Here is an 11,860-nt window from a genome sequence, read left to right on the forward strand (position 1 = left end):
CAAAGCACCTTCAGCCCTGCGCAGAAACGGCGTCTTGCGCCACGATCATGGTGCAAACGGGGCGCAAGACAGGGTCACGCCCTTGTTGTCATTCCTGAATGGACTCCAGGTAATAGGCGATTGACAGGATGCGGCCGCGGACGATGGCTTCGGCCCCGTACTCTCCGGCTGCGTCCACCGACTTGGAGAAACGATCCCCCCATACAGGCATCGGATACCCGTGCCCGCGTGTCCCCTGACGCCCGTCAATCGTGTGAATGACCTCAAGCATCGGGAACTTTCCCTCATTGTTGGCTGCAAGCTTTGTCAATGCCGGTACGTCGACCGTCATCAACTCTGCCAGTGGCCCCTGACCCATTCCGGACTCGCCATGACAACTTGCACAGTTGTTCATGTACTCCATTTTGCCGAAATCATCTGCAATGGCGGGGGTAAAGGTCAGAACGCCAAGGCAGATACTCGTAACCATCGTTTTCATATCAGTCATAATATCCTCCCAGACTGACGATCGCGCGTTGCATCGGGACTTGCCCGATACCTGTATTATATTCAGAAACCTCGATATATGTATTGATGGAGATCAATATCTTCCGGGTGCACGAACCGGTCACAGCTCCCTGCTTGTGGCTACCCCGTGAACGATTTATGCGGTGGTCGTGAAGGAGAGCCGTCATGCCTGTCTATCTCGACGCCACAGATGCCGATTTCGAAGCGCAGTTCACCGCCCTTCTGAGCGCCAAGCGCGAGGATGCCCCGGATGTGGACGAGGCCGTGGCCGCCATCATCGCCGATGTGCAGGCGCGGGGCGATGCCGCGGTGATCGAACTGACCGAGCGGTTTGACCGGCTGCGCCTCACGCCCCAGACCCTGCGTTATACCGAGGCCGAGGTGGACACGCTGATCGCGCTGGTCCCGGATGAGGAACGCGCGGCGCTGGAACTGGCCGCCGAACGCATCCGCGCCTATCACGCCCGCCAGATGCCCGCCGATGAAAGCTGGACCGATGAGGCCGGCGCCACTCTGGGCTGGCGCTGGACCCCGGTATCGGCCGCGGGACTTTATGTGCCGGGCGGGCTGGCGTCTTACCCGTCCTCGGTTCTGATGAACGCCATTCCGGCCAAGGTGGCGGGCGTGCCGCGCCTTGCCATTACCGTGCCCACACCGGACGGGCAGGCCAACCCGCTGGTGTTGCTGGCGGCGCGCCTTTCCGGCGTGGATGAGATTTACCGGATCGGCGGCGCACAGGCGATTGCCGCCCTTGCCTATGGCACGGAAAGCATCGCGCCCGTGGACAAGATCACCGGACCGGGCAATGCCTTTGTCGCCGCCGCCAAACGCCGGGTGTTCGGCAAGGTGGGGATCGACATGATCGCGGGGCCCTCAGAGATCCTGGTGATTGCCGACGCCGACAACAACCCGGACTGGATCGCTCTCGACCTGCTCAGCCAGGCCGAACATGACGAAAGTGCGCAATCGATCCTGATCACCGACAGCCCCGAGTTTGCCCGGGCTGTGGATGCCTCCGTGTCCAGATATCTCGAAACGCTGGAGCGGCGGCAGATTGCCGGGGCGTCCTGGCGTGACAATGGCGCGATCATCACCGTGCCGGACCTGAGCACCGCCGCCGCCTTGTCGAACCGCGTCGCGCCCGAGCATCTGGAGCTCTGCTTGGCCGATGCGGACGGGTTGAGCCAAAAGATCACCCATGCCGGGGCGATCTTTCTCGGGGCGTGGACGCCCGAAGCCATTGGCGATTATGTCGGCGGGCCCAACCACGTGTTGCCTACCGCGCGTTCGGCCCGGTTCAGCTCGGGCCTGAACGTGATGGAATTCCTCAAGCGCACGACGCTCGCCCGCATGACGCCGGCCGCGCTGCGCGCCATCGGCCCCGCGGCCGAGGTGCTGGCGCGCTCGGAAAGCCTGGAGGCGCACGGTCTGAGCGTGACGGCACGGCTGAAGCATCTGAACGAGTAGGGGCGGCTCGTGGCCCGCGCGCCACGTACGCCCCCTGAGCATTCAAGCCGCATTGCCCAGACCCGCGCCCTGCGCTAGGCAGGTCTCACTTTGCGAAAGAGACTGCCATGACCCGCATTTGCCATATCGAGCTTGACGACGCCAACCTGCCGCCTCCCACGCCGGAGATCGAACAGGAGCGCAAGGTCGCCATGTATGACCTGATGGAGGAGAACAGCTTCTCCCTGCCCAAGCGCGACGACCGTGTTGTGCCAGATGGCCCCTATCGGGTCGGCCTGTCGATCCGTGACAAACGGCTGGTCTTCGACATCCGCACCGAGAACGATGATCCTGCGGCGGAGTTTCACCTCTCGCTCAGCCCGTTCCGGCAGGTGGTCAAGGATTACTGGGCGATCTGCGAAAGCTATTTCGATGCGGTCAAGAACATGCCACCCAGCCAGATCGAAACGATCGACATGGCCCGGCGCGGCATCCACAACGAGGGCGCGCGCATTCTCGAAGAGCGTCTTGAAGGCAAGGCCGAGATTGACAACGATACCGCGCGCCGCCTCTTTACGCTGATCTGTGTGCTGCATTTCGGCGGATGAGCATGGCGGACGACCTTCCTCAGTCTATCCTCTTCTGCTGCGATCATAACGCCGTGCGGTCGCCCATGGCCGAGGGGATCATGAAGAAGTTCTATGGCACCGGCACCTATGTGCAATCCGCCGGGGTCAAGTCGGACATGGATATCGACGGGTTTTCCGTCACGGTCTGCCGGGAAATCGGGGTCGAGCTGGAGCGTCACCGGACGCGGTCCTTCGACGAAATGGAACAATGGGGCGATGATCTCAGCTCGTTCGACCTTGTGGTGGCGCTCAGCCCCGCCAGCCAGCGCCGGGCGCTGGAGCTGACCCGGATTTTCCACCTCGACGTGATTTACTGGCCAATCATGGACCCGACGGGTCTCGGTGAAACGCGTGAGGCGAAACTTTCGGCCTATCGCCAGACGCGGGACCAGATTATTGGTCATCTCGTGGCCAAGTGGGGCGAGCCGAGGGAGGCTGAATAATGGACGTGATCAACCGCTATTACGCTGCATTCAACGCAGGCGATATCAACGGAATGCTGGACTGTCTGGCCGAGGATGTGGTGCACCATGTCAATGAGGGCCAGACGCGCGAGGGCAAAGAGAAGTTTCGTGCCTTTTGCGAGCATATGAACCGGTGCTATCGTGAAAACCTCACCGATATCGTTGTGTTTTCGGCCGAAGGCGGAACACGCGCGGCGGCGGAGTTCACCGTCAACGGCACCTATTTGCAGACCGATGACGGCTTGCCCGAGGCGCGCGGGCAAACCTACAAATTGCCGGGCGGCTCGTTCTTCTCGCTGCGTGACGGACAGATCACCCGCGTTGTCACCTATTACAACCTCGCGGACTGGACCGCACAGGTCTCGTGATTCGAACCGAGCGGCTGACCGGCACGGCGCTTCTGGATGCGCTTGACGATCTGGCCGCGCTTCGGATCGAGGTGTTCCGGGTCTTTCCTTACCTCTACGACGGCGATCTCGATTATGAACGCCGCTATCTCGAAACCTACCGGCAATCGGATGATGCGATCCTTGTCGCGGCCTTTGACGGTGCGCGGCTGGTGGGCGCCTCGACCGGTACGCCGATGGTGCAGCATGCCGAGGATTTCGCCGTCGCGCTCTCGCATCAGCCGGTGCCGCTCGATCGGATTTTCTATTGCGCCGAAAGCGTGCTTCTTCCCGAATATCGCGGTCAGGGCGTTGGCCATGCCTTTTTCGATGCGCGCGAGGCGCATGCCCGCGCCTTGGGCCTGACCCATTCGGCCTTTTGCGGCGTGGTCCGTCCGGCGGATCACCCGCTTCGTCCGGTGGGATATGCCCCGCTCGATGCGTTCTGGCGCAAGCGCGGCTACGCGCCGGTGCCGGGGGCGGTGGCCAGCTATCGCTGGAAGGATATCGACCAGCCCGGCGAAACCGACCACCCTCTGCAATTCTGGATGCGGGCGCTCTGATCCGGGCTGCTGCGTCCGTTCGGGACCGCCTGTCAGCATCCACCGGACCGGCGCGGGGGGGGGGCGAGCCTCCATGCCTTTCCCGGGGATTGATCCTAAATGTGGGATCAATGTGACGGTACATACGCTTTCGGGAAAATTTGTTTACCAGGGGGTTCCCAGGGTGATTCGGGTTTGTTAACCTTTCGGTAATAAAAAAAATAAAGGCAGGCATACAGGCAATGAAAACGGGCTTTCGTGGCACGTTTGTCATCTCCTGGTCGCAGACGGAAGTGGACGGTTTCGAGGCCGCCCCGGTCCAATCTCTGGATGTGGGTGCGGCGTGGTCCTGGCGCGGTGAGTTGGTGCGCGTCGACGGGCCGCGTGAGTTTCTGCGACTTGAGAATGCAGACGGAGAAGAAAACAGCCGCAAACGGGCGGCGCGCATCGTGCGGCGACTGGTCGGCGCGGCGCGGACGAATTCGACAGATATCCAGAACATTCAGGTCGAGGATCCGCTGATGGATAGCGGCTTTGTCGTGACCGACGGAGCACAGAGCTATACGGTCACGCTGATCGAGGTGGGCGGCAACGCTCCGCCGCTTCTGATGTTCATGGACGATATCCCCCCGCGGAATACGGAAATGTGGGTGGTGCACCACAGCCTTCAGGCGCAGCAGAAGAACTCGACCGGGCCGGAAACCGGCGGGGTGATCTGTTTTACCCCCGGCACCCGGATCGAGACACCGGACGGGCCGCGCCTCGTCGAGGAACTGCGCGAAGGGGATTATGTGCAGTCCAAGGACAATGGCGCGCAGGAAATCCAGTGGATCGGCAGTCGGCGGATGACTGGCGCGCGCCTCTTTGCCATGCCCAAGCTGCGCCCTATTCGCATCCGCGCGGGCGCATTGGGCGTCGAGCGGCCGGATGAGGAACTGCTGGTCAGCCCCGAACACCGGATGCTGATCAAGGGCGAGGTGGCGCAGGCGCTGTTCAACACGCCCGAGGTGCTGGTCTCGGCCAAGGATCTGATCAACTCCGGCACCATCACGGTGGATATGGCGGTGCGCGAGATCACCTATATTCACATCCTTTTGCCGCAACATCAGATTCTCTGGGCCAATGGCGTGGAGACCGAAAGCTTCCACCCTGCAAGCACGGCACTCAGCACGCTGGACGAGCAGGACCGCAAGCGCCTGATCGGGCTCTATCCGCAGCTCGAATATGAGCCGCATATCTATGGCGGTTTTGCCCGGCGGAACCTGAGCGCGTCGGAGGCGGCGATCCTGACCCACGAGGCCGCCTGAGCCCAAAGCAGGCGCGACGGCAACATTGTGACGGAAAGGTGCGTGAGATCACGCACCCTACCACTGTGTTCTGGTTGACACGCTCCAAAACCCCTGTATAAGCGCGGCTTCATTGGTGTTGGTGGCCCCCGCAAGGGGATGCCTGTCAGGCCTTGTTTGCCAAAGGACAACGCCCTTCAAACCCGCTGCAACCCTGACGATGCAGCATCATACGAAGGAGATCAGCCGTGACCAAACGCACGTCTGCCAAGTACAAAATCGACCGCCGGATGGGTGAAAACATCTGGGGCCGTCCCAAATCCCCGGTCAATCGCCGCGAAAGCGCCCCCGGTCAGCACGGTGCCCGCCGCAAGGGCAAGATGTCGGACTTCGGTCTGCAGCTGCGCGCCAAGCAGAAGCTGAAAGGCTACTACGGCGACCTGACCGAAAAGCAATTCAAGCGCATCTATGCCGAAGCCGCCCGTGTGAAAGGTGACACCGGCGAGAACCTGATCGGTCTGCTGGAGCGCCGTCTGGACGCCGTCGTCTACCGCGCCAAATTCGTGCCGACCATGTTCGCCGCACGCCAGTTCGTGAACCACGGCCATGTCCGTGTGAACGGCCAGAAGGTCAACATCCCCTCCTACCGTGTGAAAGAGGGTGACGTGATCGAAGTGCGCAACCGGTCCAAGCAACTGGCCGTGCTGCTGGAAGCCGTGCAACTGGCCGAGCGCGACGTGCCCGATTACATCGAAGCCGACCATTCCAAGATGACCGCCACCTTCGTCCGCACACCGGGCCTGGGCGACGTGCCCTATCCGGTGATGATGGAACCGAACCTCGTCATCGAATTCTACGCGCAGAACTAAGTCTTCTGCATCACGCAAAGAGGCCGCGACGGGACACCGCCGCGGCCTTTTTCGTTTCCCTATGGCCAAGGCGAAACCCCACCGCTAAAACCCGACCGGGGGAGAGAACCTATGACCAAGATCACACCGCAACCGGGCATTCTCGACATCGCGCTCTATCAGGGGGGCGCCTCCTCGGTCGAGGGGATTTCGAACGTGACAAAACTCAGTTCGAACGAGAACCCGTTCGGCCCCTCCGAGGCGGCCAAAAAGGCCTATCAGCAGCTTGCGTTTGAGCTGCATCGCTACCCCAGTTCGGATCACGGCTCGCTGCGCCAGGCGATCGGCGAGGTTCACGGTGTCGACCCGGACCGCGTGATCTGTGGCGCGGGCAGTGACGAGATCATCGCCTTTCTCTGTCAGGCCTATGCCGGGCCGGGCGATGAGGTGATCCATACCGAGCACGGCTTTGCCATGTATCGCATCTCGGCGCTGGCTGCAGGGGCGACGCCGGTGGAGGTGCGCGAGCGTGAGCGGGTCACCGACGTCGACGCGATCCTGGCCGCCTGTACCGAGCGCACCAAGCTGGTCTTCGTGGCCAACCCGAACAACCCCACCGGCTCCATGGTGGGCGAGAGCGAGCTTGCGCGGCTGGCACGCGGCTTGCCCGAGCAGGCGCTTCTGGTAATCGACGGGGCCTATGCCGAATATGTCGAGGGCTACGATGGCGGCGCGGCCCTGGTGGAGGCGCGCGACAACGTGGTCATGACCCGCACCTTTTCCAAGATTTACGGGCTTGGCGCGCTGCGTATCGGTTGGGGCTATGGCCCGGCCCATGTGATCGACGTGCTGCACCGCGTGCGCGGGCCCTTTAACGTGAGCCAGCCCGCGCTGGCCGCCGCCGAAGCGGCGGTGCGCGATGTGACATGGACGGCCAAGTGCCGGGATGACAACACGCGCCTGCGCGCCTGGCTGGCCGAGGCGCTGGCCGAGCATGGGGTGCCTTCCGACACCTCCACCGCCAATTTCATCCTCGCCCGCTTTGCCAGCCAGGAGGAGGCCGAGGCCTGTGACGACTATCTCCAGTCCGAAGGCGTGATCGTGCGCCGTGTGGCGGGATACAAGCTGCCCAACTGTCTGCGTATCACGGTGGGGGACGAGGCCGGCTGTCGCCGCGTGGCCCATGCGGTGGGCAAGTTCATGGAGCAGGCGCGATGACACAGATTTACGACCGCGTGGCGCTGATCGGGCTGGGGCTGATCGCGTCGTCGATGTTCTGGGCGATGAAGCGCGGGGGGCTGGCCGGCGAGGTGACCGGATTTGCCCGCTCTGCCGAGACCCGCAATGTGGCGCGCGAAATCGGCCTGTGCGACCGGGTCTGCGAAAGCGCGGCCGAAGCGGTTGAGGGGGCGGACCTTGTGGTGCTCTGTGTCCCGGTGGGGGTCATGGGTGCTGTGGCGGCCGAGATTGCGCCTGCCCTCAAGCCCGGCGCGACCGTCTCCGACGTGGGCTCGGTCAAGCGCGCGGTGATCGACGCGGTGGCGCCGCATCTGCCGGATCATGTGGATTTCGTGCCCGCCCATCCGCTGGCAGGAACCGAGCATTCCGGGCCGCGTTCGGGTTTTGCCGAACTGTTTGACTACCGCTTTACCCTGATTGTCCCCCAGGAGGGGGCGGATCGTGCGGCGGTGGAGCGGCTGACCGCGCTGTGGCAGGGCATGGGTGCCCTGACCGAGGAAATGGAGGCCGATCACCACGATCTGGTGCTGGCTGTCACCTCTCACGCGCCGCATCTCATCGCCTACACGATGGTGGGCGTGGCCGACGATCTGCGCCGCGTCACTGACAGTGAAGTGATCAAATACTCTGCCGCCGGCTTTCGCGACTTTACCCGCATCGCAGCCAGCGATCCGACCATGTGGCGCGATGTGTTCCTGAACAACAAGGACGCGACCCTGGAAATCCTCGGGCGCTTCACCGAAGAGCTGTTTGCCCTGCAACGCGCCATTCGCATGGAGGATGGCGACCACCTGCATGCCTATTTCACGCGGACACGGGCCATTCGCCGTGGTATCATCGAGGCCGGGCAGGACACGGATGCGCCCGATTTTGGACGTGTGAAAAAGGGCGGTTGAATGCGAGTGATATGGATTATCCCATTGATTTTGATGGGATGTTCTGCGGTCGACACCGTGCGTGACCGCCTTCGTAGCGAGCCCGGATCGGCCCATTTCTCTGCCGAGGGATCAATCTGCGGCGTGCCTGCGATCAAGGGTGAAGTGATCGGTGACGTGCCGGGCCAGGGGGGCTGTGGGGTCGAGAATGCGGTCCGCGTGACCTCGGTCAGCGGGATCACGCTCAGCCAGGCGTCGACGATGAATTGCAAGACGGCCAAGGCGCTGAACAGCTGGGTGAGCGGATCGGCGATGCCGACGATCGGGAAGAAAGGCGGTGGGCTGAGTTCGCTCAAGGTTGCGGCGCATTACGTTTGCCGAACCCGCAATCACAAGCGGGGTGCACGTTTGTCAGAACATGCCAGAGGCAATGCGATTGATATATCCGCATTTCAATTGGCCAATGGCGATGCATTGACGGTGAGCGACGATTGGGGCGGCGGCAAACGGGGGCGCATCATGAAGCAGTTGCACGCGTCGGCCTGCGGTCCGTTCGGGACGGTTCTGGGTCCGAAATCGGATCGGTACCATCAAAATCACTTCCATCTGGATACCGCGAGTTATCGCGGCGGCCCTTACTGCAAGTAACAGATTTTTCGTACGAAAAATCTCAATCTGAGAAAATTCGTACGAATTTTCTTGGCGCGGGTCACCGCAGGCGCAACACCGGGGCTGGCCCTATCGGCACGGGTCCGAGGAACACCCGGCCCCGGGCGAACTCAAGCGGCAGGTCGAGCGTATTCGGGTTTCCCGCCAGTTGCGACAAGAGCCCCAGACCATCGCGCAGCGATCCTGCCAGCCCCTCAGGCACTGCCCCGGACGCCACGCCCAGATCGAGGATGTCGCGCCAGTTACGGGCCTTTACGGTCAGGCGGCCTGTCGGCATGCCCGCCTCATCCACGCTCAGATCACCGGCGACCAAAAGCTCCAGTTGCCCCCAGCGCGCCTCCGCCAGCCGCAGCTTGATCTTGCGCGGCTGCGGGCGGGCGCGCTCGATCGCGAAACGGTCCCAGGGCGCATCGAAGGTGACGGTCATATCGACAGTGAGCGCATCCAGCGTTTCGGGCAAAGTCCCGCGCGGGTCGATTTGCGTGCGCCAGCGCAGGGCGGGCGCGAACCCGTCGGCGGCGAGCCCCAGCCGGTAGTTTGGCTCCGGATCGACCGCAACGCGCTCTGCCGCGAGGGTGAGCCTGGTCAGCTCAGCACTGTGATTGGCGTCTTCCCGGGTAATGGCCAGATCATCCGCGGTCAGTGTCAGCCGTTCCAGCGTCAACTCGGAATTCGGCATCAGGATCAGGCTCGCGCGCATATCGGTGCTGGCCAGCTCGAACCGGTCATAGGGTGTGGCCAGCTGTTGTGCGGGGGGCCATATGGCGATCACATGATTGGGCCGGTAGCTCAGCGCCAGGATCTGAAGGAATTTCGCCGACCAGGCAAGCCCGGTGGCCGGGTCGGCCAGCTCGATATCGCTGAGCGTGGTATCGATCCGGTTTGGGTACCCCTGCACCGTGATCTCGGAGGTTTCGGCCACCCATCCTTCGGCGCGGCGCTCGTCAAGCCAGCGTGCGAGCCCCGCCTGCACCCCGCTTGAAGCCATATACCAGTAGCCCGACCAACCCAGGGTCGCCAGCAGGATCACCGCCAGGAGCACACGCATCTTTTCGCCTCTTTCGCGTCATTTCGACATGGTGTTTATAGGGCGTATCGGACAAGGAACAGCAAAATGACGATGTGGGTCTTCGGCTACGGCTCTTTGGTGTGGAACCCCGGTTTTGAGGTGGCAGAGCGTGTGCTGGCCACCTTGCCGGGCTATGCGCGCAGCTTCTGCATGCGCTCGATTCACCATCGCGGCACCGAGGAAAACCCGGGCCTGGTGCTGGCTCTGGATGAATGCGTCAAGTCGCGTTGCGACGGGGTCGCGCTGGGCGTGGCCGACCACGCGCGCGAGGACGTGCTGGCCTATCTGCGCGAGCGTGAGCTGATCTCCTCGGCCTATCTGGAAAAGATGCTGCAGGTCACGCTTCGTGACGGGCGGCAGGTCGAGGCGGTCACCTATGTGGTCGATGCCGATCATGTGCAATATTGCGGCGGGCTCGATCTGGAAGAACAGGCGCGGATCATAGCGCGCGCCCATGGCGGGCGCGGGCCCAACACCGAATACCTTTACAACACCGCGTCGCATCTGGCGGAGCTGGGTATCGACGATCCCGATCTCAACTGGCTGACCCGGCGGGTGAAGTCGCTGGAAGAGTGAGGCGCAGGCAGCGCCCCGGCGGCATCGAGTGCGGATCTCAGGCCACTCGGCTCTTGGCTTGGCGCGTCAAGCGGATTAGGGTTAGCCGCAACAAAACCAGAGCCGGGAGCCGTCCCTGATGGACCAGCCGGACCGCGAGGTCGAGCCGCAGTTTTCCCACCCTGTCCGCCAGATCGTGCTGATGCTGATCGTGCTGGGGCTGACGGGTGCGGGCGCTTTCCTGGCGCTTCCGCGCGTGTTGCCGGTGTTTCAGGCCAATCCGTGGCTCAACGGGTTCATCCTGTTTGTCTTTGTGATTGGCGTGGTCGCCTGTTTCTGGCAGGTCTTTCAGCTTTTTGCCTCGATCCGCTGGATCGAAGGATTTGCCGCACAGACCCCGGGCCATGATCAGATTGCGGCCCCGCAACTGCTGGCCCCCCTCGCCACGTTGCTGAGGCAGCGCGGCAAGCGGATGCAGATTGCCTCGACCTCGGCGCGGTCCATCCTCGATTCCGTTGCTCAACGGATCGACGAGGCGCGGGAGATTACCCGCTATATCGTCAACATGCTGATTTTTCTTGGCCTTCTCGGCACGTTCTATGGCCTCGCCACGACCGTTCCCGCCGTGGTCGACACGATCCGCAGCCTGGCCCCGCAAGAGGGCGAAGGCGGCGTGGAAGTGTTCAACCGGCTGATGACCGGGCTGGAGGCGCAGCTGGGCGGCATGGGCGTGGCCTTTGCCTCGTCGCTTCTGGGGCTGGCGGGCTCGCTTGTCGTGGGCCTGCTGGAACTTTTTGCGGGGCACGGGCAGAACCGGTTTTACCGCGAGCTTGAGGAATGGATGTCGACCATCACCCGCGTTGGTTTCTCGTCGGGCGATGGTGATGGCAGCGGCGAGGGGGCCATGGTCGCAGGCGTGCTTGACCATATGGCCGAGCAGATGGACAGCCTGCAACAGATGCTCACCCAGTCGGATGTGAGCCGCGCCATGGTGGATGAAAAGCTGGGCGTTCTGGCCGACAGCATCGAGCGGTTGACCCACCGCATGGGCGAGGCGAACCCGGTGAACGCAGCCCTCCTGCGGGTGGCCGAAGGGCAGGAACGGCTATTGGACAAACTTGACCGCGACCCGGTGGGCGATGCCGGGCTCGATGCGGAAAGCCGCATGCGCCTGCGCTCGATCGATGTGCAGATGTTGCGCATTCTTGAGGAAATCAGTGCCGGGCGACAGGAAACCATGACCGAGCTGCGCACCGACCTGAACGCGCTCAGCAAAATCTTCAGCCAGATCGCCAACGCCCAGAGAGGCCGCACGCCCCGCCGCGAGCCCCCGAAAGAGGGCTAG

The 11,860-nt window shown here is 62.9% G+C and carries 14 protein-coding genes; 12 read left to right on the forward strand and 2 right to left on the reverse strand.

Annotated elements, in window-relative coordinates:
- Positions 1–88 precede the first annotated feature (88 nt).
- Positions 89–487 (reverse strand): c-type cytochrome, encoded by a 399-nt coding sequence (locus EI983_RS03375; RefSeq protein WP_246162253.1) that lies wholly within the window; start codon positions 485–487, stop codon positions 89–91.
- Between the two features lie 185 nt (positions 488–672).
- Here EI983_RS03375 and hisD point away from each other — a divergent pair, with 185 nt between their 5' ends.
- From hisD to EI983_RS03425, 10 genes are all read left to right on the forward strand, one after another.
- On the forward strand, positions 673–1,974 hold the full coding sequence (gene hisD / locus EI983_RS03380) for a histidinol dehydrogenase (protein WP_157706003.1): 1,302 nt from the start codon (positions 673–675) through the stop codon (positions 1,972–1,974).
- A 107-nt stretch (positions 1,975–2,081) separates the two neighbouring features.
- On the forward strand, positions 2,082–2,561 hold the full coding sequence (locus tag EI983_RS03385) for a UPF0262 family protein (protein ID WP_157706004.1): 480 nt from the start codon (positions 2,082–2,084) through the stop codon (positions 2,559–2,561).
- 2 nt (positions 2,562–2,563) lie between these two features.
- Positions 2,564–3,025, forward strand: a complete 462-nt coding sequence (locus tag EI983_RS03390) for an arsenate-mycothiol transferase ArsC (RefSeq protein WP_157706005.1) — start codon at positions 2,564–2,566, stop codon at positions 3,023–3,025.
- A complete protein-coding gene (locus EI983_RS03395; protein WP_157706006.1) occupies positions 3,025–3,414 on the forward strand; it encodes a ketosteroid isomerase-related protein in 390 nt (129 codons plus the stop codon). Before EI983_RS03390 ends, EI983_RS03395 begins: the two co-directional genes overlap by 1 nt.
- On the forward strand, positions 3,414–3,995 hold the full coding sequence (locus EI983_RS03400; RefSeq protein ID WP_157708966.1) for a GNAT family N-acetyltransferase: 582 nt from the start codon (positions 3,414–3,416) through the stop codon (positions 3,993–3,995). The genes EI983_RS03395 and EI983_RS03400 overlap by 1 nt, the downstream gene beginning before the upstream one ends.
- A gap of 221 nt (positions 3,996–4,216) precedes the next feature.
- Positions 4,217–5,281, forward strand: coding sequence for a Hint domain-containing protein (locus EI983_RS03405; protein WP_157706007.1), 1,065 nt, complete (start codon positions 4,217–4,219; stop codon positions 5,279–5,281).
- Positions 5,282–5,508: 227 nt separating this feature from the next.
- Complete coding sequence (gene rpsD / locus EI983_RS03410) at positions 5,509–6,129, forward strand: 30S ribosomal protein S4 (RefSeq protein ID WP_157706008.1); 621 nt, start codon at positions 5,509–5,511, stop codon at positions 6,127–6,129.
- Between the two features lie 111 nt (positions 6,130–6,240).
- A complete protein-coding gene (hisC, locus tag EI983_RS03415; protein WP_157706009.1) occupies positions 6,241–7,326 on the forward strand; it encodes a histidinol-phosphate transaminase in 1,086 nt (361 codons plus the stop codon).
- The gene (locus tag EI983_RS03420) at positions 7,323–8,243 is read left to right on the forward strand and encodes a prephenate/arogenate dehydrogenase family protein (protein ID WP_157706010.1); all 921 of its coding nucleotides are present in this window, start codon (positions 7,323–7,325) and stop codon (positions 8,241–8,243) included. The genes hisC and EI983_RS03420 overlap by 4 nt, the downstream gene beginning before the upstream one ends.
- A gap of 123 nt (positions 8,244–8,366) precedes the next feature.
- On the forward strand, positions 8,367–8,870 hold the full coding sequence (locus tag EI983_RS03425) for an extensin-like domain-containing protein (RefSeq protein WP_246162255.1): 504 nt from the start codon (positions 8,367–8,369) through the stop codon (positions 8,868–8,870).
- Positions 8,871–8,931: 61 nt separating this feature from the next.
- Here the strand turns inward: EI983_RS03425 and EI983_RS03430 are convergent, their stop codons facing one another.
- Positions 8,932–9,939: a DUF2125 domain-containing protein gene (locus EI983_RS03430; protein ID WP_157706012.1), complete on the reverse strand. Its 1,008-nt coding sequence runs from the start codon at positions 9,937–9,939 to the stop codon at positions 8,932–8,934.
- 66 nt (positions 9,940–10,005) lie between these two features.
- Between EI983_RS03430 and EI983_RS03435 the strand changes: the two genes are divergently transcribed.
- Positions 10,006–10,536 carry a gamma-glutamylcyclotransferase gene (locus EI983_RS03435; RefSeq protein WP_198389368.1) on the forward strand — a complete coding sequence of 177 codons (531 nt, stop codon included), beginning with the start codon at positions 10,006–10,008 and terminating at the stop codon, positions 10,534–10,536.
- 118 nt (positions 10,537–10,654) lie between these two features.
- Complete coding sequence (locus EI983_RS03440; protein WP_157706013.1) at positions 10,655–11,860, forward strand: biopolymer transporter ExbB; 1,206 nt, start codon at positions 10,655–10,657, stop codon at positions 11,858–11,860.

The sequence above is a fragment of the Roseovarius faecimaris genome (genome assembly GCF_009762325.1).
Taxonomy (GTDB): domain Bacteria; phylum Pseudomonadota; class Alphaproteobacteria; order Rhodobacterales; family Rhodobacteraceae; genus Roseovarius; species Roseovarius faecimaris.